Below are 26,409 nucleotides of genomic sequence, written 5' to 3' on the forward strand. Positions count from 1 at the left end.
TCCTTGGTGATCCTTCGTGGCGGTCCCTGACCCTCCTACTATAGCGTTCACTTCTCATCCATTGCAATGACCAGGGTAGCTATCGTTGCGTTATCCTCAAGGCCATTGCAACACTTTTCCAGCTTCTACCTGCATAAATCCCGATTCCATGCAACAAGTATGTTGTTGAATTTCGGAAAGCAACGTAGCGTTTCCGGTATCAGAAACAACGAACGAGCACGGGAGAGCACGATGCAGAAGTTCGACACCCCCGCCCCGATCTCCGCCGTCCTGGACATCCCCGCCGGACGCATCCAGTTCATCGCCGCGGACCGCGCCGACACCACCGTCGAGGTCCTGCCCGCCAACCCCTCCAAGAGCCGCGACACCAAGACCGCCGAGCAGACCACCGTCGCCTACGCCGACGGCGTCCTGCGGATCACGGCCTCGACCCCCGACAACCAGCTCTTCGGCCCCTCCGGATCCCTGGAGGTCACCGTCCAGCTGCCTGCCGGCTCTCGCATCGAGGCCACGGCCGCCGGCGCCGAGCTCCGCGGCGTCGGACGCCTCGGCGACATCGCCTTCGAAGGCGCGTACCGCCAGATCAAGATCGACGAGGCCGCGAGCGTCCGCCTCACTGCGATCGACGGTGACGTCGAGGTCGGCCGGCTCAACGGCCCCGCGGAGATCAGCACCGCAAGGGGCGATATCCGGATCACCGAGGCCGTACGTGGCACGGTCGTGCTCCGCACCCAGTCCGGCGACATTTCGGTCGCCGCCGCCGCCGGCGTCTCGGCCGCCCTGGACGCCGGCACCGGCTACGGCCGCGTCAGCAACGCCCTCAAGAGCGATGGCACCGCCGAACTCGACATCCGCGCCACCACCTCCCACGGCGACATCACCGCCCGCAGCCTCTAAAGGAGCAGAACCAGGACCATCCGGCCGGGCCCACCGCGATCGAGATCCTGTCGGTCGTCGCCGAGGACTCGGCCGTCCGTCCCGAGGGGCCTGCGATCCACGCGCAGGTCCTGGAGAAGCCGTACAAGACGTCTAACGCGACCAGGTGGAACACATGACGAAGAACAGTACTTCCTCGACCAGTTCGAAGTGGACCGGCATGGTGCCGGTTGACGATACGGCCCTGGCCGTCACCGACACCGGCGGTGCCGGTATCCCTGTGGTCTACCTCAACGGCCAGTTCGCCACTCAGGGGTACTGGCGGCGGGTCATCGCTGAACTGGGGACGGGGTGGCGGCACATCACCTACGACGAGCGGGCCCGCGGCAAATCGAAGCGTTCGGCGGACTATTCCTTCGAGGTCGCCGTCCGAGATGTCGATGCCGTTCTCGCGGCCAGGGATGTGGACCGGGCGCTGCTGGTGGGCTGGTCCTACGGCGCGGTCGTCGGGGCGCACTGGGCCAGCCGGAATCCGGAGCGTGCCCTGGGCGCGGTCCTGGTCGACGGCGCGTTCCCGCACGACTGGCTCGACGAGGCCATGGAGCAGCGGATCCGGAAGCTGTTTCGGCGGTTGGGCTGGTTCCTGCCGCTGCTGCGCCCGACGGGCCTGGCCCCGCGGATGACCGCCGAACAGCAGGCGAACAGCAACATCGAGCTCGGCAGGCTCTCCCGCGAGCGCGAGCTGGGCCCGGTGCTGGACCACATCACCGTCCCGGTGCGGTATGTCGTTGCTTCGGGGACGTCCTTCGGGAGCCGCGGTGATGAGCAGGAACGGATACGCACCAGCCTCGATGCGGTGACCGCCCGCAACCCGAACATCCAGATCGGCGCGAAGGTCACCAGCAACCACGGCGCGATCCTCAAGAAGGACTTCCCGGCCATCGCCGAGGCCGTACGCGAGGTCGCCGCCCTCGACCGCGGGGAGGCGCTGAAGACACGACCAGCGGACTGACGACAACTACGCGTCCTCGCCACCATCGTCCAGCTCGACCGCGTCCGGGTCGCGCAATGGCCGCAGGCCCTCACGCGGGACGGACGGGTGAAGCTGTAGCGGCCGAGCACGTTGAGGTTGCGGTGCTTGAGCGGGGAGAGCCGGGCGACATCCTCGTCTCGGATCTCGTGGCCCTCGGCGCGGAGCTGGGCGACGGCGTCGTCGATGTAGCGGGGGTCCAGAGCACGACGGCGTTGAGGACCAGGCCGAGCACGCCGAGCTGATCCTCCATGCCGTCGCGGTACGCCTGGTGGCTGGTGCCGCGCTTGCCGTGGCACACGTCGCGGGCCAGCTTGTGGCGGGACTCTTGCACGGTGAGCTGCCGGTTCATCTGCCTGCGGTAGGTGTTGTCGACCGGGTCGACCACGCGCGGCAGGTCCGGTCAGCCGAGGGCGACGCCGTACATCGCCTTGATGATCTTGATGGGGATGTCCAAGGTCTTCGGCTCGATGTTGGTGTGGATGACGACGCTCTGCCGGCCGTCGTCGGTGCTCAGCGCGAGGGTGAAGGATCCCGGGAGGGTGCCGCTGACGCCACGCACGGTCAGGCCGTCCATCCCCGCGCGATCGAACTCGATCACGCCGAGGCCGTAGCGGGCGTGCGGCAGCCAGACGACGCTGTCGTTGGCGACGGTGGTCCACATCTCGTGGTGTTGAGCCGGGGGCAGGAGGCCGCCGGTCGCGATCGCCTTGAGAAAGCGGGTCAGGTCTTCGGTGGTGGAGACGATGCCGCCGGCCGCCCAGCCCCATGAGGTGTTGAGCGCGGTGACGTCGACGGGCGGCTTGTCGTGGTCGATCATCGACGCCCAGTTCTCCGCGGTGAGCGTCGCCGGGTCGACGCCGTCCTTGAGGGCGCCGGCAACGTAGCTCATGGGATGCGGGTGGAGATAGCTTGTGGCGTCGGCGGGCCGTACGTAGGTGTGGGTCAGGTCGAGCGGCCGGATGACTGTGCGTTCGACTTCGGCGGCGTAGGTGTTGCCGGTGACCTTCTCGATGATCGCGCCGGCCAGGTAGTAGCCGCCGTTGGAGTAGATGAACTGCTCGCCCGGCTCGCCGACCGGCGGCTGGGACACCGCGAGTTTGATCAGCTCGGAGGTGGTCCAGATGCGGGCCGGCTGGGTGGCGATGCTGTCCTGTAGTTCGGGTGCGAGGCCGGTGAGGAACAGGCCGCTGGTGTGGTTGAGCAGATGCCGGATGGTGATCTTGTCGCCGTCGTAGCCGCCCGTCTCCATGACGCCGGGCAGCCATGTGTTCACCGGGTCCTCGAGGCTCAGCCTGCCTTCGGCTGCCAGGGCCAGCACGGTGGCGGCGGTGAAGGCCTTACCTGAGCTGCCGATGTGCAGGTGCTCCCCGGGCTGGCGCCGATGGCCGGTGGCGAGGTCGGCCACTCCTGCGGCGCCGAACCATGTTCCGTCGGCGTCGTGAACTTCGGCGACGATGCCGGGGACGCCGTCCTCGGCCACAGCCCAGTTCAGGATCTGCTGCACCTTCTCGTGGATGTTGTGCGTCATGTGCATGCCTTTCGAAGGAGAACCATTGGAGGAGAACAAGACGGTCTTCGGTCCCTGGACGATCAGCGTCCTGTGCGCGTGTGGGCGCGCAGCGACAGCGGGACGAACACGACCAGCAGTGCGGCCGACCAGAGCAGGACGGTGGCGCCCGGGTGCGCGAGCGGCCAGGCCACGTCTCCGGACGGGGCGCCCGGGTTGCCGAACAGCTGCCGGGTGGCGGCGGTGAGCGCGCTGATCGGGTTCCAGTCGGCGATGAATCGCAGCCAGGCGGGCATGCCGTCGGTCGGGACGAACGCGTTGGACAGCATCGTGATCGGCAGGAACAGCGGCACCATCGCGTCGGCGACCTGCTCGTCCTTCACCGCCAGGCCCAGGTAGACACCCACCCAGCTCAGCGCGTAGCGCAGCAGCATGATCAGCGCGAACGCCTCGGCGGTGGGGAGCAGGCCGTGGTGCGGCCGCCAGCCCACCAGCAGGCCCGTGGCCACCATGGCGGCCAGCAGCGGCACGCCGACCAGGGAGTCGGCGCCGCTGTGCCCGAACGGCACCGCCAGCCGCGCCATCGGCATGGAGCGGAAGCGGTCCATCACGCCGCGGGAGGCGTCGGTGGCCATCCGTCCCATGACCCCCTGCACGGCGGTGAAGGTCACCATCGCGAACAGGCCGGGCATGAGGTACTCGCGGTAGTCGCCGCCGCCCGGCACGGTGATCGCGCTGCCGAAGACGTACCCGAACAGCACCACCATGATGACCGGGAAGACCAGCGCGGCGACGATCTGCCCGGGCTCTTGCCGCAGCCGTCCCAGCTCGCGGCCGATCAGGGTCAGCCCGTCGGTGAGCGTCCAGCGCAGGCGGCCCAGTGGTGAGAGGGCGGTCATCGTACGGTCTCCTTGCGGTCGGTGAGGCGCAGGAACACCTCGTCGAGGGTGGGGCGGCGCAGGCTCACGTCGGCGGCGGCGACTCCGGCGTGGTCGAGCTCGCGCACGATGTCGGCGAGCCGGAGGCGGCCGCCGGGCAGGGCGACGCTGAGCTGGTCGGCGCCCGTCGTCGTGGGATCGTTGCCGGTGAGGGTGTTCAGGACGGTCATCGCCGCAGGCAGTGCGGCGGGGTCTTCGAGGGTGACGTCGAGACGGTCGCCGATCGTGGCCTTCAGCTCGTCGGGTGTGCCGGTGGCGATCACCTGCCCGTGGTCGATGACGGCGATGTCGTCGGCCAGCCGGTCGGCCTCGTCCAGGTACTGGGTGGTGAGCAGCACCGTGGTGCCGTCGGCCACCAGCTCGCGGACGTTGTCCCAGATCTCGCCGCGGCTGCGCGGGTCCAGGCCGGTGGTGGGCTCGTCCAGGAAGAGCACCTGGGGGCGCAGGATGAGGCTGGTGATCAGGTCGAGGCGGCGGCGCATGCCGCCGGAGTAGCCGGCGACCGGCCGGTCGGCGGCGTCCATCAGGCCGAAGCGCTCCAGCAGCTCATCGGCCCGCCGGTGCGCCTGACGCCGCGGCAGGTGGTAGAGCCGGCCGAACATGCGCAGGTTGGCGCGGCCGGTGAGCTTCTCGTCCACGGCAGCGTACTGGCCCGCGAGCCCGATCCGCTCGCGCACTTTGCCGGCCTCGCGGACGACGTCGTATCCGGCGATGCGGGCGTGCCCGGCATCGGGAACGGACAAGGTCGCCAGGATGCGCACCGCGGTCGTCTTCCCCGCGCCGTTCGGCCCCAGCACCCCGCAGACCGTTCCTTTCGGGATGCTCAGGTCCAGGCCCCGTAGTGCATGGGTGTCACCGAAGGACTTGTGCAGCCCCTCGGCGACCACGATCGGATCAGGCATGACCCCTCCACTGGGTACGTTGTACGCGGTATGGCGGCCAAGTTAAGCCACTGGGTACTATGTACGCAACTAGGGAGTGGAGCCGGTGACCGACGCCGAGTACGTGAACATCTGGATGCGGCCCGAGCGCCCGGCCCGCGGGCCGAAGCCCACCTACAGCCGCGCGCAGATCACCGAGGCGGCGATCCGGATCGCCGACGCCGAAGGGCTTGAGGTCGCCACCATGCGGCGGATCGCCGCCGAGATCGGCGCGGGCGCGATGTCGCTCTACCGGTACGTCCCGAGCCGCGACAACCTGGTCGAGCTCATGGCCGACCGGCTGATGGGCGAGATCGACGTCACGGGCATGCCCTCGGGCGACTGGCGCGCCGACCTGACCCGCTACGCCGACGGGCTGCGGGCCATGTGGCTGAGGCACCCGTGGATCGCCACCGTACAGCGGTCACTCCCCAGCTTCGGCCCCAACCAGCTGCTCTTGATCGAACGGCTGATGGGAGTGCTCGACGCCTTCGTCTCCATCGACGACAACCTCGGCCTCATGGCCATGCTGAACAGCTACATCGAGGGCACCGTCCGCGAGGAGATCAGCTCGGCCGAGGAATTCCGCCGCAGCGGGCTCAGCGAGTCGGAGTGGATGGCGCGGAGCTACCCGTACGTCGACCGGCTGGTGAAGAGCGGGGAGTACCCGATCTTCACCAAGATCGTGATGGAGGCGCGCCAGCCGCACCTGAGCCGCGACGACCAGTTCCGGCACGGGCTCCAGCGCGTCCTCGACTGCATCGCCGCGGCCCTCCCATCAACGGCCGAGTCTCCGATGTCGGCGCACCGAGAGGGGCGGGAAGAACAGGACGGGCCAGGGCAGGCTCGTAGTCGACCATCCGAGAGGGCATCAAGAGCGAAATAGACGCACAAGCCATGCCTAAATGCCCACCGAAAAGGCGCAGCGGCGGCCCGTGCCTGGCCACGGGTGGGTCCAGGGCTTGCCGATGCCGGGGTATTCCTCCTGCTCTTCTTCGCCGGCGGCCACGCCCGGGCCACCGTCTCGTGGCCCACGGGCCAGGTACTGCGGCCCGTGGTGACTTCCTGGTGGCTTGGGGCGGCGCTCCTGTCGTCCTGCTGGCGAACGGGTTCTCACAGGACGCGGTGCGGCAGATCTTGGCCACAGCGTTCGGGCCGCTGATCTACCATGCCGAGCCGCGCGGCGAGGTGCTCCACCACGGGCCACGGCACCGCGAGAGGGTCCTCCAGGAACAGGCCCACGTACCGGACCTTGCACATCTGGAGCGCGAACCCCAGCTGATGGTGCTTCGTCCGCCGCAGCGCGATCAGGTCCCGGTCGACGTCGTCCAGGAAGAAGAACCGCTCCGGCTCAGGTCTTGTCGGCTCATCAGCGAACTTCCCGTACGCCTCGGCCTGTTCATCACTCAGAAACTCCACCGGCACGGCCGGGCCATAGCCAGCATCCGGGCCGTCCGGCGGCGTTTCGCCGAACCCCGGCGGCGGAGTGGATCAGTGTGCTGGCCGACCATGATCGTTCTCGCCGATAACCGCTGTACCGATGTTCCCCAAGGCCGTTCCCTTCCTGCTCAACCCGCGCCCCCGCCGCACACGACCCCTCGCGGGCGATCAGGATGGAGCCCAGCGAGCGGTGAACAGTTCCTCGCCCGGGGGGTCGCCGGGGAGCCGGTCGGGGGAGCCGGAGCGCAGTCCGTCAAGCGCGATGGTGATCAGTCGCGCGCGTGCCTGGGTGGCCGCGGGAAGCAGGTCGTCCCTGCCTTGTTTGCGGAGCTGGTCGACGAGCGGGGAGCGGCCGAGCTGTTCGATCATGAGTGAGATGTCGGTGACGGTGACGTCGGGGCGGAGTGTCCCGGCGCCGTGTGCGCGCCGCACCAGGGCGTCGAGCAGGTCGTCGCCGCGGCGGGACTTCGCACTCATCTCGTCGGTCACCTCGATGGCCCCGGCGATCGGGGCCATCGTTCCCTGGCCGAACTCCACGCTGTCTTTGATGAACCCGGCGAGTCCGGCCCACGGGTCGGGGTCGGCCAGGCCCTGTTCGGCCGCCTCGATCCAGTGCTCCAGGGATAGGACGCTGAGCCGTTGAAACAGCTCCTCCTTGGTCCGGTAGCGCCGGTAGAGGCTGCCGATGCCGACTCCCGCCCTGGCGGCGATGGTAGCGACGGAGGCGTGTGCGCCGTCCTCGGCGAGGACGGCGCGGGCGGCTTGGAGTAGCGCACGGTCGTTGCGTTCTGCGCGGTCGTTGCGTGTGGCCATCACGGCAAGCCTACCAAGTTGCGGAGCGATCCACTCCGATATACCGTCATCGTACCGGAGTGAATCGCTCCGCAAGCAGAGATGATCAGTGGAGACATGGGGATGAATACCGAGACAGCGGCGATCGAGCAGGTCGTCCGCGACGCCGAAGAGCTACAGAGCGACGTGGACGGGTTCACCGGGCTGCTCGCCAAGAACGTGTCACTCGTCAACTTCGGCGGTGTCCGGCTGCAGGGCCGTGACCAGGTGCGCGAGGTCATGACCAAGGCGCTGGAGACACCGCTGAAGGACGTCATCACCAGGAACGAGTTGCTGAACATCACGTTCCTGCGTGAGGACGTGGCCCTGGCCAATCTGATCAAGCACGTCAACGACGGCCGACGCGGTGCACTGACGTTCGTGCTCGTCAAGAACGATGGACGGTGGCTGATCGCCCTCGCTCAGACGACTCCGGTGGTCGAGTCACGAGTCGCGCCTTGATCATACGAGCCAGAGACCCTCAAGGCGGAGGTACGGCAGGGCACACTGGTGGCGTTCGCCTACGGCTGCAACCTGAGCGCCGCCCAGGGCGGCGTCGACGTCGAGGTCGGCACGCTTGGAGATGCCCAGCCGGTCGCCGAGGCCGGTCCCCGACGGCCCGGGTCGCGGGCGGCCTGAACGTAGTGGTCGAGGACCGCACGTACCCCTAAGCAGGACAACGGTCGCATGGATCCGAATGGTGCGCCGTCATCGCGGCTTGGGCGGACGGCAGTGCAAGGAGCGGCTACGTCGTCGGGAGGCCGACCGCGTTGGACGCGTCGGCCTCGAAGTATTCCGTCGTAGCGAAGGGGCCGGCGTGATCCTCGAAGAAGCTCCTGACGCCGTCGATCGAGTCATGGACGATGACGTTCACCACCTTGGTCCCGTCGGTGCTCGCCACCGCCAGCGTCCACTTGGCACCCTTGGGAAGCCGGCCGTACGCCTTCTTCAGGGAATCCCAGAAGCCGTCGTTGTCGGAAATCGTGGAAACAGCCATGACGTGCACCGTGGCCCCCTCCTCATTGACTCTCGGATTCACTCGGCAATTGATGTGAAGATACTGTGCGGCACCATTTTTGAAGTCGTAGATCGCGACGGTCTGAGGGTCCTCGAGCGGATCGTCCGAAGGCATCAAGAAGTGGGTCTCGCTGATCGGGGACAGTTCGTAGTCGAGCTGTTCTGGTTTATTGAGGAGTTGCGCCTCCATGGGGTTCAGGGTGAATTTGAGGTGGAGTTTTCCGCGTTCGGCCGTCACTTGGTAGCGGGTGCCGGGGCGCTCATAGGAGCCTTCGTATCTGGACAGATCGAGGGCCAGGGTCGGGTCGGGCTCCGGCAGGTCGGGGATCGTGACCACGCCGAGGTCGGCCAGGATTTCGTTGAACACCTTCCGGTAGAAGCTGTCGCGCGGCCCGGCGTTCGCCAGCATCGAGACGGCGATGTTCGATTCCGGCAGGATCCGCAGGCGGGCACTCTGGCTGACTGCGCTGCCGTCGTGGGCGTAGACGGTTTGGCCGTGCCAATCGCACACGATGAGGCCGAGTGCCCATTCCGGCCCGAACATGTACGGGTCAGGTATGGGGACCCGCGACTCCGTCATCTCGCGGATGATGCCGGGTGAGACGATTCTGGTCCCGTTCGGCGCCTTTCCTTCGTTGAGGAGGACGTGCGCCATTATGAGCAATTCCCGGGCTGTCGTGTTGACGTTCCCTCCGGGGCCGAAGGAGCGCGGCAGGTGACCCAGCGGTGAGAGGACGGGTCCCTCTTCGAGGGATCGGATCAGGTATCCGGTCGCGGCCCGGTTCTGGTCCGCGTGCTCACGCCGGCTGCTCGTCGAGGTCAGTCCCAAGGGGGCGAACAGGCGATCCTTCATGATGTCGTCCCACCGCTTGCCGTCGCTCACCTCCATGATGCGGGCGAGGATCGCGTAGCCCAGGGCAGCGCTGTAGCCGTGAGTGTGGCCCAAGGGGTGGACCTGGCATGCGCCGGCGATGTTCTCCACCATGCGCTTGTACACGTCGTCGTCCTCGCCCGGATCTCCGTAGTTCTCCTCGATGCCGTTGGTGTGGTTGAGGAGATGGCGGGGTGTGACCTTGGCACTGACGTCGGGGTCGGCGACCCGGAAATCAGGAAGGTAGGTCCGCACCGGCTCGTCCAGGGCGACTTTCCCCTCGTCGACGAGCTGCATGAAGGCGAGGGCGGTCCATGTCTTGGATACGGAGCCGCACTGGTAGATGGTGTCGGTCGTCGCGGGCTCCCGCGTGGAGATGTTCTTGACGCCGACCGCGAAGTCGGTGATCTCCCCGTCGCTGAGGATGCCGATCGTGGCACTCGGAATCCGGTACTCCGCGAGCAACTCGGAGACGCGAGCTCGCATCCGGGTCACATCCAACGCTCTTGCCATAAGGGGTTCCTCGTCCTGTCCGATTCTTTCCAAGCGAGAAAAGGCTACGTTGCATTTCAAGTCTCGTCAACGATAAACCTCCAATAATGTGCTTTAATGCTGGGCTTTCATGCCGATCGTTGCAACAGTATTGCCGGTAAATGCAATCCACGCCAACCAGCCGTTGCAATGTACTGTTGGTGAACGCACCCGTGAACCCGAACCGACAGGGGGGCGAGCCGATGCCCGGAGGCAGGCTGAGCCACGAGGATCGCCGGCAGCTCGCGATCTGGCTGGCAGAAGGGCTGGGATACGCCGAGATCGCCAGGCGGCTGGGCAGACCCACATCCACGATCAGCCGCGAAGTGGCACGCAACAGCGCGCCCAGCGGCTACCTGGCCGACCACGCCCAGCAGGCCGCCGGGCAGCGCGCCCGCCGCCGCAGACCGGTTCAGGCCGCGGAGCCACCAGCCGACGGGCGTCCGGCCGAGTCCGTGCGCGGTTTCGTGGAGCAGTTCGCGACGCTGCTGGTCGGGACCGGCCTTCCCCGGATGCCCGCTCGCGTGTTCGTCTGCCTGCTCACCTCCGACTCCGGGGGCCTGACGTCCGCCGAGCTCGTACGCCGGCTACAGGTCAGCCCGGCGTCGGTGTCCAAGGCCATCGGCTACCTCGAGGCGATCGAGCTGGTCAGGCGCACACAGGATTCCGGCCGCCGCGAGCGGTATGTCATCGACGACGACATCTGGCTCCGGGCGTTCAAAGCCGACACCGGGGCACACGCCGAGGTCGCGGCGGCCGCGCGGCACGGGATCGAGATCTTCGGCGCCGGCACGCCCACCGGCACCCGGCTGGGCCAGATGGCTCAGTTCTTCACCTGGATCAGCGAGCAGATGAACGACAGCGGCCTCACCGACGCCGTCGTGCACGACGCGCTGACAGTGCTGGCCGCGCTGGTGTACGCCGCTCGGCCACTCACCGTGGACGAACTCGCCACGGCACTGGACTGGCCCATCCAGCGGGCGGCCAACGCCCTGGACGCGATCAGCCGTCGTCCGATCCTCTCCGACCCGCTCACCGTGGAGCAGGTCGGGCGCGGCGGGTACGCCATCACCCCGAGGCCTGACCGCCTGAGCTCCGCGCAACGCGACGCACTGATCGTCAGTCCGTGCTCGCCCCGAGGAACTCGAAAATGACGAACCGGCCACACCCGCGCGCCTGCCGGACAGCGTCGCAGTTCCGAGATTACGAAGCGGCGCCCGGGTGCCCGCCCCACCCGGCTCCCGGGCGCCTACGACACCGTCCTGAGCGAGTACGCCGCCGCGCTGGAAGAGCGCGCCCGCATCCGCTGGCTGCGCGCGGTCGAGGCGCATCTGTCTCCCCGCGACCGGTGCATCGCGCTGATCCCGTACTACGCCGGCGCCCGCATCAGCGAGGTCGTCCGCCTCGATACGGGCGACGTCCAGATGTCGGCCCGCAAAGGCCGGCTGCGCCTGTACGGCAAGGGCGGCAAGTTCCGGCCTCGTCCGCGGCAAGACCGACCTGGTCCTGGTCGCCGAGATCCTCGGCCACGCCCGCCTGCAGACCACCCGCCGCTACAGCCTGTCCTCCGACAAGGGCAAGGAAGACGCCCTCAAACTGATCACGATCGACCGCTAATCGTACGTCTGCCTGCGAAAACCGCACTCAAGATCGACCCATGGCCGGTTTTCCCCGTATCTCGGCTGGACCCGGTCTCGTCCAACTTGAGGCACCGCGGGTACGGAGCATGCCGTGCCTCATGATCGACAAGACAGGACACGAATCGCCGGTCACTGATCCTGTTCAGGAATCGGTCGTAGATGGACACCTTGGCGATCATCACGACCGAGCAGTGCCGTGGCCATCTGCTGGACTGAGCGGGTGAAGCGGCGGGGATCGTCGGCCGGTGTCATCTGGCGGACCAGATCGCCATCGAAGACAGCGAGCAGGGCGTGGGCCAGGAAGTCGGCGTCGAGATCGGGGCGTCCGTCGGCGAGCAGGGCGCTGAGGTGGCGGTGCCAGAACCGGTAGCTGGGGTCGTCGTACTTGTCCTCGGCGCACGCTTGCTCGTGCGCGGACAGCAGGACGGCGTTGCCTTCGGCGATCGCGCCGAGTCCGTCGAGGAAGGCGAGCATCCGGTCCCGGGCGGGTGCTCCGGGCCCCAAAGGTGGGGGGCCATTCTTGACCGCGTCGCGTAGCTCGCGAGACCTTTCCTCCAGCAGCGCCTGCAGCAGTCCGGCGCGGTTACCGAAGCGACGGAACACGGTGCCCTTCCCGACTCCGGCAAGGGCGGCAACGCGGTCGAGCGACACGTGGTCTCCGCCACCTTCGGCCAGAAGCTGCTCAGTCGCGTGGAGCACCGCGCGGCGGTTGCGGGTCGCGTCGACGCGCTCGGCGCGTTGTTGGGCCATCGGTATCACCTCAAGGCGGACTGTCGGTCCGCATATGCTATCGTACGCAAAACGGACTATTAGTCCGGATTATTGCCTGTCCACGAAGGAGTACTCCATGGACATACGCGCGCTCGTCGTTGATCCCGACGCCCCGGGATCCCTGCGTCTGGGGACGGCCGCAGAACCCCAGCCCGCGCCCAACCAGCTGGTGCTCGATGTCCGGCACATCTCACTCAACCGCGGCGAGGTGGCGTTCGCCGGTCGGCGTCCGGCCGGAACCGTGCACGGCTACGATGCCGCCGGTGTCGTCGTACGCGCCGCGGTCGACGGCACCGGCCCCGCCGTGGGCGCCAGAGTCGCGGCGTTCGGCGCCCGAGCGTGGGCACAGCGGATGGCCGTGGACACCACCGCGGTGGCCGAAGTCCCCGTCCAGGTCGACCTCGCCGACGCCGCCGCGCTGCCGATGGCCGGCATCACGGCGCTGCGCACGTTGCGTTCCCGTTCCATCCTGGGCCGGCGGGTACTGATCACCGGAGCGGCCGGCGGCGTCGGCCGTTACGCGGTCCAATTGGCGGCCTTGGGCGGTGCCCATGTCATCGCCTCGGTGGGATCGGCGGCCCGCGCCGACGGCTTGACCGACCTGGGCGCCCACGAGGTGGTGGTCGGTCTGCAGGGCATCGACCGGCCGGTCGACCTCATCCTCGACAATGTGGGCGGACCACAGCTGGCCGCAGCCTGGGAACTCCTCGCGCCGGGCGGGGGTGTGCAGAACATCGGCTGGGCGTCAGACGAGCCGGCGGTGTTCGCACCGTATTCACTGTTCTCCATCGGCCCGTCCAAGACGATGAGCACGTTCGGCGACGTCCATGAGGTCGGCCCGGATCTGGCCACCCTGCTGGGGTTCGTGGCGGCCGGGAGGCTTTCCCCGGAGGTCGACTGGCGCGGTTCCTGGGAACGCGTCACCGAGGCCGCCCAAGCGCTGCTAGAGCGGCGCATCGCGGGCAAGGTGGTCCTGGACGTAGAACCGGCGGCGGTCGACTGACTGACCACAGCCGGGTGGCGGTCCCCGTTGTTCTCGATGACCTCCCACCGGATCGGCCGGGTCAGCGTCGGCAGTCGAGGCCGAAACATTCCTGGGCTCTTGCGTTCCTAGAGGCCGATCGCGTCGGCCAGGAGGTCCACCTGCCCAGGATCGGGATCGTTTCCCATGAAGATCAACTCATCGCAGCCGATCCGGTCGAAATCAGTGATCGCAGCGGTGATCTGCTCTGGTGAGGTGTGGGCGATGGAGATGCCGTACTGCGCGTACTCTTCGCCGGCGAAGGCGTAGTACGAGCCAATGGCGCCAGAGACCGCGGCCTCGGCGTCAGGGCCGAGGGCGTACATCACCGATGCGACCAGGCGCGGCGACCCGGTTCTGCCGGCTTCGGCCCACGCCTGCTGGATGTGGGGTGCGAAGTCCTGCACGTCCTGGACGGTGGCGTCTCCGGCGATCCATCCCGTCCCGTAGGAGGCGATGCGGCGCAGGGTCGCCTTTGAGTTGCCGCCGAACAGCAGGGGAGGTCCGCCTGGTGTGGCCGGCCCTGGGCCGATGGGACCATCGGGGGCTGATGCGGCCGCGAGGCGATCCAGGAGACGGTCGAACCGCTCTCCTCTGATGCTGTAGTCCACATCGCTGAGGACGAAGTCGTCTTCCCGGACGCCCGGAGCAAGACCCAGGTGCAGACGGTCCGGACCTGCGAGCTGGTCCAGCGTGGTGACCGCCTTGGCGAACAGCGCATGGTTGGTACGCAACGGCGCGAGAAGCACACTGGTGAGGAGCCGGATGCGCGAGGTGACGCCCGCGGCGGCAGCCAGGGTGATCAGCGGTTCCGGCGTCGACCATGCCAGGCGATCACTGACGCTGAGGGTGGAGAAGCCTCGCGCCTCCGCGCGGCGCGCCCACTCCACCAGGGTCCTGCCATCAGCCCACCGAGCATGCCCGGGCAACCCGATACCGATATCCATCGTCGGTGCCATTCCCTTCAGAGAAGTCGTATGCAGAAGCCGATGCGGATGGGCGTCAGCCGGTCCGATCAGGCGTGGCCAGGACACCGTGCGGGCGGGGCGAGCCGTGCTCCAGCAGCCGACGTAGCTCGGCGGCGGGCTGGACACCGGAGATCGGTGGCCTGCCGTCGATCACCAGCGAGGGGACGCCGGTGACGCCGTGCTCGGCCGCACGACATCGATCGGCCCGCACCTCCTCGGCGTAGTCGTCACCGGCGAGGACGGCGCGCACCTGGTCGGCATCGAGGCAGGCCTCGGCACCCAGGCGCTGCAGAACCCGCGAGTCGGCCACGTTCAGCCCCTCGGTGTGATAGGCGCGAAGCAGGCGCTCCATCATCTGTTCGGCCCGCCCGCGGCCGGCCGCCAGATGGCACAGCCGGTGTGCGTCGAAGGTATTGACCGGCCGGGCCAGATGCAGGTTGAGCTCCAGGCCTTCCGCGGCGCCCAGGGCCTGAATTCGGGCGACGCGGATCGGCGCCTGGTCACCCCACCATCCGGCCATGGCCTCGGCGGCCGTTGTGCCGGGGATCCGGCCTTCCTCCGGGGCGAGCTCGTAACTGCGCCAGATGATCTCCACCCTGGCGCGGTCGGCGATATTGTCCAGTGCCGCCGTCAGGCGTCTCTTGCCGATGTAGCACCACGGACATAGCACATCGGCGTATATCTCTACCTTCATGGACGTCCTTTGATGATCGGTGACTGTTGGGCCACAGATGTTCGCCTCGCCGCCGCGTCGCCCTTGCCGTCGGCCTGGCGCTCAGGCCGGTGAAGGTGCCCGCTGAGCGGGGTTCCGGCTCGATCAGGGGTCGAGGCGCTGCGGCCCGGGACCGACGTCCCGGGCGACGGTGTAGGTGGGAATCCCGCTCATGCGCGCCTCGGCCTTGCCGGACAGCCCCTCCAGGGCCTTGCCGATGGCGGCTATCCGGCCTTCGGTGTCCGAGGTCTCCACGAAGTTGCGGTAGTCCGCCTCGCTGGCCCAGTGCACGATGTTGTACACACGGGTGCCGTCGGTGCTCACGTGGAAGCGAGCCGACCGGTATCCGGGATAGAAACGCACCCACCGCTCCTGAATCTCCGCGAAGGCCGCCACGAACTCCCGTTGGGTATCAAAGCCGTCGACGGTGTAGTCGATGATCGAGTAAAAGCCGGTGTCCGTGCTCACCTACATGCTCCTCATGGTCAGATGCCGGACAGTCCCTGGTCGCTTATCCTGCAACCTCAACCGCGGTTGAGGTCAAAGCTCACAGGCAGACGCGCACATGTCGCCGAATATCTACCGTGCTTCCGGTCAGAGCGGGTTTGGCGGCTCGCCGCACATTTCTCAACGGCCCTCTGATGGCGCACGTCTCCAGGCCCGCCTACAGGCCGGTATCAGCGTCGCCGATCCGCCGACCGGCCTGCGCGACATCTTCGACGCGATCCTCTACGTCAGCGGCAGGGTCGACGTCGGGAGACAGCCTTTAGAGTCAGGGCGTGGAGGATCTCAATCGGATCCTGGTCGGCCGGTACCGGTTGACCGGGCTGCTGGGGCAGGGCGGTATGGGGGTCGTCTGGCGTGCCCACGATGAGCGGCTGGGCCGGGAGGTGGCCGTCAAAGAGCTCCGGCTGCCCGAGCACCTGGACGCCGCCCAGCGGCAGACCTGGATCGCGCGCCTGGATCGGGAGGCACGCGCCGCCGCCCGGCTGAAGCATCCCGGCGTCGTTACCGTCCACGATCGGATCACCGGCGAGGACGGGCGTCCCTGGATCGTCATGGAGCTGGTGCACGGCCGGTCCCTGACCGACCTGCTGCAGGCTGAGGGGCCGCTGCCGCCCGCCCGGGTCGTCCACATCGGATCGCAGATGGTGTCCGCGCTGCGTGCGGCACATCAGGCGGGCATCACCCACCGGGACATCAAGCCCGCCAACGTACTGTTGGAAGGCGATCGCATCGTCCTGACCGACTTCGGGATCGCGGCCGTCGACGGCGAGGCGGCCTTGACCCATTCGGGCGCGCTGATGGGGACACCCGCCTTCATGGCTCCCGAGCAGGTGCGGGGTCTTGCGGCCACCCCCGCTTCCGATCTGTGGTCGTTGGGCGCGACCCTGTACACCGCCGTGGAAGGCCGCCCCCCGTTCGGCGGCGCGAGTCCCGGGGAAGTCTTCGTCGCCATCATGACGGAGGACCCCGCCCCGGCCGTGCACGCCGGTCCTCTCGAATCGGTGCTCGGTAGCCTGCTTCGCAAGAATCCGGCCGAGCGACCAACCGCCGATCAGCTCCACACGCTGCTGGCCCGGCTCGCGCCGGAAGGGCAGGCGCCTGTCCGGGAACCGGCTTTCCCCGTCCGCGCCCAACCACCGATCCCTGGAAAGGGTCCCGCGCCGCGCAGGCGAGCCGCCCTCATCACGCTGACCGTCGCGGCCGTGTCCGTTCTTGCGGTGGCCGCGGCGATGATCGGATATGCGGTGCTCGGGGGAGCGGGCGCCACGTACAAGGCCAACTTGCGCACCGCTCGGGACCTGGGAGCGCCCATCGGCTTCACCCAGATCTCCGAAACCGACGCCGGAGACGGGGTAGTGCGAAAAACGTTCACCGCATGCTCCACCTCATGCCCTATCGACCCGGCGGCCGAGAGCGCACGTCAATGGCTGAGGTCGAAGCCCAGCGTGCGGGAGGTCGGCGCTGTCGGCCCCAAGGACTGCGCCGACGCGGACGGCTGCGTCATCCCGGTCGTCACACACCGCCTGCCCAAGCTCTCCGACGCACGGATGTTCTTCGTCCCGGATGGTCGTCTTCTCTTTGAGATCAAGGTCGGCTGACAGGCTGGGCGGCAGCCGCATCGCCTGCCGACGTCGAGTCAGGGGCGGAAAACGACATGTGACAGCCAGGACGGACTCGGTGTGTTCAGCGGCTGAGGAAGTCGCTGGTGGAGGCGCGGATCGCGGATACGAACGCGGCTATGGCCGGGTGGGTGGCGGCGCCTTGCCGGTAGGCGATGTGGGTCCGTCTGCGGATGGACAGCGGAATGAGGCGGACGCCGGGGGGTGCCTGCGCGGCGGCCAGCTGCGGTACCAGCGAGACGCCTTGCTCGGCCGCGACCAGTGCGAGCACGGCGGCGAAGTCGTCGGCGTGGTGACGCGCCCGGGGCGTGAAGCCCGCGCTGCGGCAGACGTGCAGCGTAACGGTGTGGCAGAGGGTGCCGGGGCTGGCCATGATCCAGGCGGCGTCTCGCACGTCTCGTAGCGGGCCGGTGTCCTCGGCTGCGGGTGCGGTGCCGGGCACGGCGAGGAACACCGTCTCGTCCAGCAGCGGTACCGCGTCCAAAACGGGATCCGGCTCGACCGGCACGACGTCGTAGTCGTGCAGCAGCCCGACGTCGAGTCGCCGCTCGCGCAGGGCGTCCGGCACCGTGACCGGGTCCAGTTCGGTCACGGTCAGCTCTAGCTCGGGGTGCCGGCGCCCCAGTGCGACCAGCGCCGCCGGGAGGAACGTACGAACCGCGGTCGGGAAGGCGCCGATGCGCAGTGGGCCGGACAGTCCGGTGGCCAGCGCGGCCAGCGCGGCCGTCGTCTGTTCCAGAGCGGTAAGGACCGTCTCGGCGTGCTGTACGAGAATCCGGCCGGCCGTGGTGAAGGTGACCCGCCGGCCGGTGCGTTCCAGCAGCGGTACGCCCGCTTCTCGTTCCAATGCGGACAGCTGCTGGGAGACCGCCGAGGGTGTGTAGGTGTGTGCTTGCGCGACGGCGGCGATCGTGCCGAGGCGGGAAAGGTCGCACAGCAGGCGTAGGCGGCGCACGTCGAGCATCAGCCCAGCTTACGGTTCTGTTCAGGAATGTGAACTGGACCTTACTGGTTTACCTGCCGGATGCTGAGACCATGACGCTTACCGGTGTGTACGTACCGCTGATCACCCCGTTCGACGCCACCGGGGCCGTGGCCCTCACCGCGCTGGAAGCCCTGGCGCACGAGGTGCTGGACGCCGGTGCGTCGGGCGTCGTGGCGCTGGGCACCACCGCGGAACCGACGTCGTTGACCGCCGCGGAGCAGCGTGGCGTCGTCGATGTGATCGCTCGGGTGTGCCGTGAACGCTCGGCCCGGCTTGTCGTCGGCGCCGGCACGGTGGAGGCGGTGAAGGCATTGCGTGGGCGCTCAGAGGTGGTCGCCGCACTCAGTGTGGTGCCGCCGTTCCTGCGGCCCGGCGAGGCGGGGATCATCGCGCACTTCGCGGCTCTGGCCGTGGCCAGCCCTGTCCCGCTCGTCGTCTACCACGTCCCGTACCGGACCGGGCAGCACCTGTCCGCCGACGCCGTCCGGCGGCTGGCCGATCTTGCCGGTGTGGCCGGCATCAAGTACGCCGTCGGTGGAATCGACGCCGACGCCATCGAGCTGCTGGCAGACCCGCCGGCCGGCTTCGCGGTGCTGGGCGGCGACGACGCCTTCATCTCGCCTCTGCTGGCCCTTGGCGCACACGGCGGCATTCTGGCCTCGGCGCACTTCGCCACGGCACGATTCGTCGAGCTGGTCGACGCATGGCACGCCGGCGCCACCTTTCGGGCCAGAACGCTCGGTCACCGCCTCGCCGCCGTGTCGAGCGCGATGTTCGCCGAGCCCAACCCCACCGTCATCAAGGCGGTCCTGCACGCACAGGGGCGCATCCCGACCGCCGCGGTACGGCTGCCACTCCTGCCGGCCGGTTTTGACAGCGTGCGGGCGGCGTTACGGCACGTTGACGCCGAGCGTGGGATGCTCGCCGACGCACGGGGCTGACAACCGCCAATGGCCAGGCCGCCGTGTCCCTCGTGCACGAGCGGGCCCGCACCGGGGACGGGCACGCCGGTGCCGTCCACGAGCTGACCGGGCCGCGCTCCCTGACCCGGATCGAGCAGGCGCGTCATCGGCGAGGTGATCGGCCACCCGGTGCGCCGGCAGGAGATCTCCCCGCCGGGCGCCCGGCGGCAGATGGCGGCCCGCGACCGGCCGTCCGAGGCCGTGGACGACATCCTGCCTGCCCAGGCCGAGATGACAGCCGGGCCGGCACCGGTCACCGCCACCGTGCAGGAGGTCACCGCGGGCGCGGCGCGCACGTTCCGCTCCTGGTGACCGAGCATGCGCACGCCTTCCGTGCCACCGGTTGACAGACACGGACCCACACGGACCCAGCTGGGTCCGAGGTCGCCTCTCAGGCCGCCGGTCGCCCGACATAGGTATGGGTGCGGGTGTACGCGGTGAAGCCCATGGACTCGTAGAGCCGTTTGGGGACGGGGTAGCCGGCGTCTCCACGGGAGTAGACGATGGCGCGGTGGCCGCCGGCGTCGGAGAAGGCGTGCATTACCGCGGTGCAGACGGCGCGGGCCAGGCCGAGGCGGCGGTGGCCGGGATGTGTGCCGACCGGTTCGAACGCGCCGACCCCGTTGACCTCGTCGTACCAGCCCTGGCAGTAGGCGACGACGTCACCGCCGGGAGACACCGCGACGAGATCCAGTTCGGGGCGATAAGGCCAGGTCTCCCGCATCCGGGCATGGCGTTCGGTGGTGATCCGGGTCGATCCGAAGGCGGCGCGGTGCGCCGACGCCCGGCCGGCCACGTCGGCGTGGTCGCGCTGAGCTCGGATCGTGTAGCCGTCCGGCAGGCGGGGCGTGTCCTGCCTGCCGATGAGCTGACGGTCGAGGCACACCATGAACGGGCCGCCGACGACAGGGGGGTAGCGGCGTCGCTCCAGTGCCATGACCAGGTGCGGTTCGGTTTCGGCGACCTCGACGCTCAGCGGGCCGCGGGCCGTTCGCTCGGCCCAGGCGAGCACCTCGTCGGCCAGTTCCGGGTGGTCCGGGTCGACCTGCAGCATCAGGCTGTCAGGTGGCTCCAGCCAGCCCCAGGCCAGCGTCCGCTCTCCTTGAGTCCAGACCGCCGTCGGGCACTGCGCGGCCCGGTCAAGGGACAGGCACCAGTTCCAGGTGAGGTCGCCGATGTGCCGGTATCCGGTCGCCGGGAAACTTCGGGCGGCCAGGTCCTGCATGGCGCGTAGCGCCGTGGGATCGGTGTACTCACGGCGTCGCATGGCCGCCATGCTGCTCGATCGGCCTTTGGTCGGGCAACGGAATTATCCCGCGCTCGGCGGCCTTCATGCCGCCGGCCGGGGTCGACGGGAGTCAGCCGGACAGGATGGTGGCCGGGTCGGGGGGACCGGCATGGGCGCGGTGAGGGGAACGGTCGCGCGGCCGGTGTTGCCTTCGGGACAGCACCCCAGCGCCGAGCCGGGTCCGGCCACGAGGATGCGCAGCACCTGGCCCAGAGCCTCGCGCCGATCCCGCTGGGCCACGGCCAGGGCGAGCATCTCGATGTGGTTGCGGGTGTGCGGCCAGGGCCATGGCCGGCACAGGATGTGCGCCCGCTCAAGGTGATGCCACCGCGCGGTGATGTCGGCGGCGGTGCGGGCCGCGCTCATCTCACGGGTGTAGGCGACACGCACCGCGGTGGGCATCTTGCGGCCGATCACAGTCTCTCCTCCTGGCCGGCCTGGTGGCCGTGGCGGTCATCGGTGCGGCCGGGCGCTTGGACTCCGAGCGATGCGGTGGCCGGGAAGGTCGGGGGCTTGAGTCTTCAGCCACTGGAAGGTCCAGACTCGGGGACATGGACGATGACGGCTCCGAACCACTCACCATCGGGCGGCTCGCCAGGCGCACCGGGATGCCGGTGCGCACCATCCGCTACTGGTCCGACATCGGCGCGCTGCCGCCGGTCGGCCGCAGCGCCGGCGGCTACCGGCTCTACGACGCGGCCTGCGTCGCGCGGCTGGAGCTGATCCGCACCCTGCGAGAGCTCGGGCTGGGGCTGGAGGACGTACGCCGGGTGCTGGAGCGCGAGACCGCCGTCGCCGCCGTCGCCGCCGTCCACGTCAAGGCACTGGACGCGCAGATCCGCGCTCTGCGGTTGCGCCGCGCGGTGCTCAGCACGGTTGCCAGACGGCAGCCGCGACCCGAGGAGATGACATTGTTGAACAGGCTGGCACGACTCTCCGCCGACGAACGCCGCCAGATCATCGACGGCTTCCTGCAGGAGGTCTTCGGCGGCCTGGAGGCCGACCCGCAGCTTCAGGAGCGGATGCGCTACACCCCGGTGAACCTGCCCGACGACCCCACCCCCGAGCAGGTCGACGCCTGGGTGGAGCTCGCGGAACTGGCCCAGAGCCCGGACTTCCGGCGGCGCGTGCGCGCCATGATGGAAGCCGGTGCCGCCGGGCGCCCTCAGGAGGGGCCCGGCAGCGAGCCCGGCGCCTACCGGTTCTTCGCCAGGAAGGTCGGCGGCATGGTGGGGGCGGCCCGCGAGCGCGGAATCTCACCGCGCGCACCCGAGGCCACCGAGGTCCTTGACCGGCTGCTCGGTTCCGCCGACCGAGCCCAGGTGCTGGCCCGCCTGGAAGCCGGGGCTCACGCGCAGACGCAACGGTACGGGCAACTGCTGGCGACCGTCAGGGGGGAGCCCGCGCCGCCCTCCTACGCCGACGACTTCGCCTGGCTGGCGGCCGCCCTGCGCGCCCACCCCTGAGGACGCCGGTCCTCCGCCAAGGCCGCCCTACCTCATCGGCGAAGGTGAACGAGATCCTCCGGGCGACGGCGACCACGCGGCGCGGTCACCGCCGCCCCGGCCATCTACGACGACCTGCCCGCCCTGTCGGCCCGTGGCCGGCCTGGACGGGCAAGAGGGCTGTCGCGGACGGGTGTCAGCCGCAGTTCGTTGCCCGCTTGCCGCCCTCGGTGCCACTGATGCGGCCCATCCAGTCCACGCACCTGCCCGCCGCTGACAGGTAGATCGGGCCCGCGTAGCTGGTGAAGTAGTCGCCTTCGTAGACGTCCCAGTGGTTTCCGGCCGGGCTGACCGACAGGCCGGCCTCGACGAGCACGGCCGAGCCGGCGGTGTTCCGCTTGGCGACCACGCAGTTTCTGCCAGTGGAGGAGCTGTAGGTCAAGAACACGGTCCCCTTGCTGCCGATCGCCGCGGAGTTGACGACGGTGTAGCCGGAGCCGCACTCGCCCCCGTAGGTCGCCGCGGCCGCGGGTGATGCGGTGGCGAGCGCGCCGGTGAGTGCGGTGACGACGAGAGCGGCAGCGGTGATGGTCTTCTTGACGGGCGTCATTGTTCTCCTTTTTCCCGGTTCTTTGACGTTCTTCGTTCGGATCAGCCGCAGTTGGTGCCGTAGCGGAACTGGGTGGCCGTGCCGATGGTGCCGCCCCAGTCGACGCATTCGCCCGCCGCCGACACATAGACGGGGCCGGCGTAGGTGGTGTAGTTGCCGCTGTCCTTGGTCCAGGTGGAAGCCGAGGATCGCCTGAGGTAGGCCTCCATCAGCGTGGCGGCGCCGGGGGTCGTCCGCACGGTGACGACGCAGTTTCTGCCGGTGGAGGAGTTGTAGGTCAGAAACACCGTTCCCCGGCTGTCGGGGAGGTTGAACTGGTTGACGACGCCGTATCCGCTGCCGCACTGCCCTCCGTAGGCGGCGGCGGAGGCGGGGGCGGCCGTGGCGATCGTCCCGGTGACGACGGCCAGGGCGGCGCCGGTGATCAGCGCGGTCTTCGACAGCAGTCTCTTCATGAAGTCATCTCCGGATTCTGCGGGGTCAGCCGCAGTTGGTGTCCTCGCCGCCGGCGTAGGTGCCGCTGATGGCCCCGCCCCAGGTGACGCACGAGCCCTTGGCGTAGCGGTACACGGGCCCGGCGTAGGTGGTGTAGTTGCCCTCGTCCACGGCTCCCCAGGCGGGGTCGGACTGGCGTGCGATGCCCGCGAACATCGAGACGGCCGTGCCGGGGGTGTTGCGGATCGTCACGACGCAGTTGTTGCCGTTGGCGGAGTTGTAGGTCAGGAAGACGGTGCCCTTGCCGGTGATGGTCCGCTGGTTGACGACGCTGTATCCGCTGCCGCACTGCCCGCCGTAGGCGGCGGCGGAGGCGGGGGCGGCGGTCGCCAGTGTGCCCGCGGTCATCGCGATCGCGGCCAGTCCGGTTGCGGCGATCTTCGTGAAGGTTCGCATCCTCGCTCTTTCTCTGCGCTACGGATCCCGCTGTGAGATCCACATCAAAGACGGTAGGTCGTGCCCGGTAGGTCATGAAGGGGACCGGGCACTGTTTCGGCGCACACCGAAAAGCACTGGTAACGGCGCGGATCAAGAGCTTTGTTGATCTTCGTGCCTCCCTGGCGATCGACATCACGCTCGCACCTCGGCATACTGCTGGCGTGAGTCAGAAAACATGACGCTCGATGTTCGACCGTCCGCCGTCACGCCGGATGACCGATTTTTCGCCTGTTGATAGCCGATGTCAGACCACCCGGTGTAGCCCGGGCGCGGGTGGGCGTGGAACGAGAACGGATTCGGAAAGTTCGCCTCGACGGACCATCGCGGGCGATCAGGTGAGCCGCTCCGCGCGTGGGTTCCGGGGGAGAGCGAGACAGAACACGGGATGCTGCGCATCCACTTTTCCCCTCAGGACTGGGAGCGGCTCCGTGTCGTCTCCAAACCTGACCCCCTGTGGGAGATCGTGCTCAGCCTGTACATGCTGGGGGCGGCGTCCGACGAACTCGTCTTCGGGCAGTGGAGACAGAAGGTGCTGTCCCGGATGGCGCCGCAGACCAGGATGTTGCTGGATGTCGTACCACCGGAGGGCTATTCGCCGGATTTCCTCAGCCCTCTGGTGGGAGGGGAGAATCCCGAAGACGGCATCGCCGCGGTGCTGGACACCCCCCGCTGGCGCATCGTCGAGGACCTCGACCTGCGATTCGGCGACGGTCGGCGTCCATCCTGGACGGTCGCGCTGGCCCGGAAGGACAGCGTGGCCGTACGCGCACTGGGCAGGTCGATGCGTACCTACTTCGACATGGCACTGCAGCCGTACTGGGGCTACATCTCGCAGGTCGCCGAGCGCAGCGCGACATCGATCGGCGACGCAGCCCAGGGGCCGGTGGCCCCGATCCTGCGGCTTCGAGATCAGCGGTCGGCCCGCAGGGCCCCTCGTACCACCGTGGCGGTCGCCTACGGAAACGACCAGGAACTGGACCTGCGGGGCCGTGGCCTGGTGCTGGTGCCCGCGTTCTTCTGCGCGGTCAACCCGGTGACCTTCCACGACCCCTCCCTGCCGCCGGTGCTCCTGTATCCGGTCGGCCACAAGCCGATGTCGTTCCTGACCCGGGCCGCCCAGGGAACGGGGCCGACCGAGGAGGTGCTGAGGCGGCTGTTCGGCCGTACGCGCGCCCTGGTGCTGCGGACACTGCGAGACAGCGTCCGCACCACAGGTGAGATCGCACGGACCCTCGACATCTCGCCGGCCTCGGCGAGCGAGCACGCCTCGCTCCTACGCGCCGCCGGGCTCGTGGCCAGCGAGCGGTGCGGCAACACCGTCAGGCACCGGCTCACGCCTCTTGGACTGGAGTTCCTCTACCAGGCCGTCTGACATCCAGCCGGTAGCGGTGCAGTGCCTCGACCTGCTCGTAGGACGGGACGCCGGCGGTGACCGGTTCACCACCGGCCACGCCCAGCGCCGTGGTGACGGCCGCGTGCAGCGCCGCCCGAAACAGCAGCGACCCGTAGCTGATCCGGGCCACGCCCAGATCGGCCAGCCGTCGTACCGGCACGCCGGGCCGGACGAGCACGTTCAACGGCACCCCGGTCCCCGCCACCAACGCCTCGATGTCGTGCTCGGCGCTCGCGCCCGGCACGAACACCCCGTCGGCGCCCGCCTCGGTGTAGGCGCGGGCCCTGGCCAGCGCCAGTGCCCGCGCATCCGGCAGGTCCAGCCAGAACGCGTCGGTCCGCGCGTTGAGGAACACCTGGGGAACCCGTCGCTTGACGGCGGCGATCAGTTTCGCCTGCGCCGAGGCATCCGCCAGGCCGGTGCCGCGCCCGTCTTCGAGGTTGATCCCCGCCACCCCCAGCCCGGCCAGTTGCGCCACCAGGTCGGCCACCTGGCCGGGTGTCTCGCCGAACCCTGCCTCGATGTCCACGGTCACCGGGATCCCCAGCCCCGTGATCGTCCGTGCCAGCGCCAGCGTCTCCTGCCGCGTCGCCCGCCCTGCGTCCGGTTTGCCCGCGGCGGCGGCCACCCCCAGGCTTGTCGTCCCGATCGCGGCGAACCCCGCCCGTGCCAGCGCCGCCGCGGAGGCGTGGTCCCATGCGCAGGGCAGCAGCAACGGCTCATCCGCGTGGTGCAGTGCCCTGAACCGCTCGAATGTCATCGGGCCACCGCCTCGACCGTTCCGGCCGCCAGCGCCAGCGCCACCCGCCTGCCGGGGCAGGCCCGTGGCCCCGCGCCGAACGTCAGGTGCGACAGAGCGCGCGGATCCCGGTTGGCCGCCGCGATGTCGAGCACCACGGCCCTCCCGTCGCCGGGCGCCCTGCGCCGCAGCGTCCGGACCGGAGGATCGCGGCGCAACGTCTCGTCGAGCAGTTCCTCCACCGTCTGCTCCCCTGTCTGCAACGCCGTGGCCAGCGCGCCGCGGACCAGCCCGGCTGTGGGGCCGCATGCCTGGGCGAGCAGTCCCGCCAGCACGGCCAGCCGCTCAGGAGCCGGATCGCCCAGGAGTCGCGCCAGCCGCGCCAGTCCCTCATCGGCGGCCTCGGGGTCCACCTCTTCGCGCCCCGGCAGGTAGGCCGGGGCGAGCGCCGTGACGGCCTCCACGGCCCGTGGCCCGTCCTGGGCCGGCACTCCCAGCGCGACGGCCAGCACCAGCACCGGAACCAGTTCCGGGGGACAGGGCAGCGGGCCGGCGTCCCGTGAGGCGAGCCGGAACGCCTCGGTGCGTAGCGCGTCGGGGTCCAGCCCGGCCAGCACCGCCTCGCCGGCGGCCCGGCGCTCGGCGTGCGTGGATCCCTCGGCGAAGCGGCCGACCGCACCGCGCAACCATGCCACGTTCAGCGCGAACGGCGGCCGCGGTACGGGGTCGACGGTGAACCGGGGATCGGCCAGCACGGCCCGTACCTCGGCGTGGCCGCTCACCACCAGCGGGTCAGATGTCATGACCGGCAGGCTAGGGGCCGGACGCTTCGGCGCTCACCGAAGCGTCCAC

At 69.1% G+C, this 26,409-nt stretch carries 30 protein-coding genes and 2 pseudogenes; 12 read left to right on the forward strand and 20 right to left on the reverse strand.

Annotated elements, in window-relative coordinates; translation table 11 throughout:
- The first annotated feature begins 231 nt into the window (after positions 1-231).
- Both ACWD3H_RS39105 and ACWD3H_RS39110 read left to right on the forward strand, forming a co-directional pair.
- The gene (locus ACWD3H_RS39105; RefSeq protein ID WP_451958598.1) at positions 232-897 is read left to right on the forward strand and encodes a DUF4097 family beta strand repeat-containing protein; all 666 of its coding nucleotides are present in this window, start codon (positions 232-234) and stop codon (positions 895-897) included.
- A gap of 154 nt (positions 898-1,051) precedes the next feature.
- Entirely contained in the window at positions 1,052-1,888 is an 837-nt protein-coding gene (locus tag ACWD3H_RS39110; protein ID WP_451958599.1) for an alpha/beta fold hydrolase, read from the forward strand.
- 149 nt (positions 1,889-2,037) lie between these two features.
- Here the strand turns inward: ACWD3H_RS39110 and ACWD3H_RS39115 are convergent.
- The 5 genes and pseudogenes from ACWD3H_RS39115 to ACWD3H_RS39135 form a co-directional block, all read right to left on the reverse strand.
- Positions 2,038-2,205 (reverse strand): annotated as a pseudogene (locus ACWD3H_RS39115) (hypothetical protein); the annotation flags it as partial.
- A pseudogene (locus ACWD3H_RS39120) lies at positions 2,163-2,258 on the reverse strand (hypothetical protein); the annotation flags it as partial. The pseudogenes ACWD3H_RS39120 and ACWD3H_RS39115, both read right to left, overlap by 43 nt.
- A 51-nt stretch (positions 2,259-2,309) precedes the next feature.
- On the reverse strand, positions 2,310-3,437 hold the full coding sequence (locus tag ACWD3H_RS39125; protein ID WP_451958600.1) for a serine hydrolase domain-containing protein: 1,128 nt from the start codon (positions 3,435-3,437) through the stop codon (positions 2,310-2,312).
- 62 nt (positions 3,438-3,499) lie between these two features.
- Positions 3,500-4,315, reverse strand: coding sequence for an ABC transporter permease (locus ACWD3H_RS39130; RefSeq protein ID WP_451958601.1), 816 nt, complete (start codon positions 4,313-4,315; stop codon positions 3,500-3,502).
- Positions 4,312-5,256 carry an ATP-binding cassette domain-containing protein gene (locus tag ACWD3H_RS39135; protein ID WP_451958602.1) on the reverse strand — a complete coding sequence of 315 codons (945 nt, stop codon included), beginning with the start codon at positions 5,254-5,256 and terminating at the stop codon, positions 4,312-4,314. Before ACWD3H_RS39135 ends, ACWD3H_RS39130 begins: the two co-directional genes overlap by 4 nt.
- Before the next feature lie 85 nt (positions 5,257-5,341).
- Between ACWD3H_RS39135 and ACWD3H_RS39140 the strand changes: the two genes are divergently transcribed.
- On the forward strand, positions 5,342-6,160 hold the full coding sequence (locus ACWD3H_RS39140) for a TetR/AcrR family transcriptional regulator (RefSeq protein WP_451958603.1): 819 nt from the start codon (positions 5,342-5,344) through the stop codon (positions 6,158-6,160).
- A 227-nt stretch (positions 6,161-6,387) separates the two neighbouring features.
- On the opposite strand, the gene ACWD3H_RS39145 is transcribed toward ACWD3H_RS39140, so the two are convergent.
- Both ACWD3H_RS39145 and ACWD3H_RS39150 read right to left on the reverse strand, forming a co-directional pair.
- Positions 6,388-6,699, reverse strand: a complete 312-nt coding sequence (locus ACWD3H_RS39145; protein WP_451958604.1) for a DUF4158 domain-containing protein — start codon at positions 6,697-6,699, stop codon at positions 6,388-6,390.
- A 183-nt stretch (positions 6,700-6,882) separates the two neighbouring features.
- A complete protein-coding gene (locus ACWD3H_RS39150; RefSeq protein WP_451958605.1) occupies positions 6,883-7,527 on the reverse strand; it encodes a TetR/AcrR family transcriptional regulator in 645 nt (214 codons plus the stop codon).
- Between the two features lie 102 nt (positions 7,528-7,629).
- Between ACWD3H_RS39150 and ACWD3H_RS39155 the strand changes: the two genes are divergently transcribed.
- Together ACWD3H_RS39155 and ACWD3H_RS39160 are read left to right on the forward strand one after the other, a co-directional pair.
- Positions 7,630-8,007, forward strand: a complete 378-nt coding sequence (locus ACWD3H_RS39155; RefSeq protein WP_451958606.1) for an SgcJ/EcaC family oxidoreductase — start codon at positions 7,630-7,632, stop codon at positions 8,005-8,007.
- A gap of 48 nt (positions 8,008-8,055) precedes the next feature.
- Positions 8,056-8,184, forward strand: a complete 129-nt coding sequence (locus ACWD3H_RS39160; RefSeq protein WP_451958607.1) for a hypothetical protein — start codon at positions 8,056-8,058, stop codon at positions 8,182-8,184.
- Positions 8,185-8,290: 106 nt separating this feature from the next.
- Here the strand turns inward: ACWD3H_RS39160 and ACWD3H_RS39165 are convergent, their stop codons facing one another.
- Positions 8,291-9,946, reverse strand: coding sequence for a serine hydrolase (locus ACWD3H_RS39165; RefSeq protein WP_451958631.1), 1,656 nt, complete (start codon positions 9,944-9,946; stop codon positions 8,291-8,293).
- 221 nt (positions 9,947-10,167) lie between these two features.
- Here ACWD3H_RS39165 and ACWD3H_RS39170 point away from each other — a divergent pair, with 221 nt between their 5' ends.
- Complete coding sequence (locus ACWD3H_RS39170; protein ID WP_451958632.1) at positions 10,168-11,118, forward strand: helix-turn-helix domain-containing protein; 951 nt, start codon at positions 10,168-10,170, stop codon at positions 11,116-11,118.
- Positions 11,119-11,733: 615 nt separating this feature from the next.
- On the opposite strand, the gene ACWD3H_RS39175 is transcribed toward ACWD3H_RS39170, so the two are convergent.
- Complete coding sequence (locus ACWD3H_RS39175) at positions 11,734-12,354, reverse strand: TetR/AcrR family transcriptional regulator (protein ID WP_355563717.1); 621 nt, start codon at positions 12,352-12,354, stop codon at positions 11,734-11,736.
- Between the two features lie 97 nt (positions 12,355-12,451).
- On the opposite strand from ACWD3H_RS39175, the gene ACWD3H_RS39180 reads away from it, so the two are divergent.
- On the forward strand, positions 12,452-13,378 hold the full coding sequence (locus ACWD3H_RS39180; protein WP_451958608.1) for a zinc-binding dehydrogenase: 927 nt from the start codon (positions 12,452-12,454) through the stop codon (positions 13,376-13,378).
- 107 nt (positions 13,379-13,485) lie between these two features.
- Here the strand turns inward: ACWD3H_RS39180 and ACWD3H_RS39185 are convergent, their stop codons facing one another.
- From ACWD3H_RS39185 to ACWD3H_RS39195, 3 genes are all read right to left on the reverse strand, one after another.
- The gene (locus ACWD3H_RS39185) at positions 13,486-14,355 is read right to left on the reverse strand and encodes an LLM class flavin-dependent oxidoreductase (protein WP_451958609.1); all 870 of its coding nucleotides are present in this window, start codon (positions 14,353-14,355) and stop codon (positions 13,486-13,488) included.
- 43 nt (positions 14,356-14,398) lie between these two features.
- Entirely contained in the window at positions 14,399-15,058 is a 660-nt protein-coding gene (locus tag ACWD3H_RS39190) for a DsbA family oxidoreductase (RefSeq protein WP_451958610.1), read from the reverse strand.
- 123 nt (positions 15,059-15,181) lie between these two features.
- Positions 15,182-15,544 (reverse strand): antibiotic biosynthesis monooxygenase family protein, encoded by a 363-nt coding sequence (locus tag ACWD3H_RS39195; RefSeq protein ID WP_451958611.1) that lies wholly within the window; start codon positions 15,542-15,544, stop codon positions 15,182-15,184.
- A gap of 350 nt (positions 15,545-15,894) precedes the next feature.
- Here ACWD3H_RS39195 and ACWD3H_RS39200 point away from each other — a divergent pair, with 350 nt between their 5' ends.
- Entirely contained in the window at positions 15,895-17,181 is a 1,287-nt protein-coding gene (locus ACWD3H_RS39200) for a serine/threonine-protein kinase (protein ID WP_451958612.1), read from the forward strand.
- A gap of 85 nt (positions 17,182-17,266) precedes the next feature.
- Here the strand turns inward: ACWD3H_RS39200 and ACWD3H_RS39205 are convergent, their stop codons facing one another.
- Positions 17,267-18,166: a LysR family transcriptional regulator gene (locus ACWD3H_RS39205; protein ID WP_451958613.1), complete on the reverse strand. Its 900-nt coding sequence runs from the start codon at positions 18,164-18,166 to the stop codon at positions 17,267-17,269.
- A 71-nt stretch (positions 18,167-18,237) separates the two neighbouring features.
- Between ACWD3H_RS39205 and ACWD3H_RS39210 the strand changes: the two genes are divergently transcribed.
- Together ACWD3H_RS39210 and ACWD3H_RS39215 are read left to right on the forward strand one after the other, a co-directional pair.
- Positions 18,238-19,128 (forward strand): dihydrodipicolinate synthase family protein, encoded by an 891-nt coding sequence (locus tag ACWD3H_RS39210; RefSeq protein ID WP_451958614.1) that lies wholly within the window; start codon positions 18,238-18,240, stop codon positions 19,126-19,128.
- A gap of 135 nt (positions 19,129-19,263) precedes the next feature.
- On the forward strand, positions 19,264-19,461 hold the full coding sequence (locus ACWD3H_RS39215; protein ID WP_451958615.1) for a hypothetical protein: 198 nt from the start codon (positions 19,264-19,266) through the stop codon (positions 19,459-19,461).
- 79 nt (positions 19,462-19,540) lie between these two features.
- Here ACWD3H_RS39215 and ACWD3H_RS39220 read toward each other — a convergent pair whose 3' ends face one another.
- Together ACWD3H_RS39220 and ACWD3H_RS39225 are read right to left on the reverse strand one after the other, a co-directional pair.
- Entirely contained in the window at positions 19,541-20,416 is an 876-nt protein-coding gene (locus tag ACWD3H_RS39220) for a GNAT family N-acetyltransferase (RefSeq protein WP_451958616.1), read from the reverse strand.
- Between the two features lie 63 nt (positions 20,417-20,479).
- A complete protein-coding gene (locus ACWD3H_RS39225) occupies positions 20,480-20,854 on the reverse strand; it encodes a DUF3703 domain-containing protein (protein WP_451958617.1) in 375 nt (124 codons plus the stop codon).
- A gap of 134 nt (positions 20,855-20,988) precedes the next feature.
- Between ACWD3H_RS39225 and ACWD3H_RS39230 the strand changes: the two genes are divergently transcribed.
- A complete protein-coding gene (locus ACWD3H_RS39230; protein ID WP_451958618.1) occupies positions 20,989-21,903 on the forward strand; it encodes a MerR family transcriptional regulator in 915 nt (304 codons plus the stop codon).
- A 175-nt stretch (positions 21,904-22,078) separates the two neighbouring features.
- Here the strand turns inward: ACWD3H_RS39230 and ACWD3H_RS39235 are convergent, their stop codons facing one another.
- Genes ACWD3H_RS39235 through ACWD3H_RS39245 form a run of 3 tightly spaced genes read right to left on the reverse strand, consistent with a single transcriptional unit; the run spans position 22,079 to position 23,383 of the window.
- Positions 22,079-22,492, reverse strand: coding sequence for a spore-associated protein A (locus ACWD3H_RS39235; RefSeq protein ID WP_451958619.1), 414 nt, complete (start codon positions 22,490-22,492; stop codon positions 22,079-22,081).
- A gap of 41 nt (positions 22,493-22,533) precedes the next feature.
- Positions 22,534-22,947 (reverse strand): spore-associated protein A, encoded by a 414-nt coding sequence (locus tag ACWD3H_RS39240; protein ID WP_451958620.1) that lies wholly within the window; start codon positions 22,945-22,947, stop codon positions 22,534-22,536.
- 25 nt (positions 22,948-22,972) lie between these two features.
- A complete protein-coding gene (locus tag ACWD3H_RS39245) occupies positions 22,973-23,383 on the reverse strand; it encodes a spore-associated protein A (RefSeq protein WP_451958621.1) in 411 nt (136 codons plus the stop codon).
- A gap of 427 nt (positions 23,384-23,810) precedes the next feature.
- Between ACWD3H_RS39245 and ACWD3H_RS39250 the strand changes: the two genes are divergently transcribed.
- The gene (locus ACWD3H_RS39250; protein WP_451958622.1) at positions 23,811-24,797 is read left to right on the forward strand and encodes an ArsR/SmtB family transcription factor; all 987 of its coding nucleotides are present in this window, start codon (positions 23,811-23,813) and stop codon (positions 24,795-24,797) included.
- On the opposite strand, the gene ACWD3H_RS39255 is transcribed toward ACWD3H_RS39250, so the two are convergent.
- Together ACWD3H_RS39255 and ACWD3H_RS39260 are read right to left on the reverse strand one after the other, a co-directional pair.
- Positions 24,757-25,578 carry an isocitrate lyase/PEP mutase family protein gene (locus tag ACWD3H_RS39255; RefSeq protein ID WP_451958623.1) on the reverse strand — a complete coding sequence of 274 codons (822 nt, stop codon included), beginning with the start codon at positions 25,576-25,578 and terminating at the stop codon, positions 24,757-24,759. The two genes, ACWD3H_RS39250 and ACWD3H_RS39255, sit on opposite strands and share 41 nt — an antisense overlap.
- Entirely contained in the window at positions 25,575-26,360 is a 786-nt protein-coding gene (locus tag ACWD3H_RS39260; protein WP_451958624.1) for a cytochrome P450, read from the reverse strand. Before ACWD3H_RS39260 ends, ACWD3H_RS39255 begins: the two co-directional genes overlap by 4 nt.
- Positions 26,361-26,409 lie beyond the last annotated feature (49 nt).

The sequence above is a fragment of the Streptosporangium sp. NPDC002607 genome, assembly GCF_053592655.1.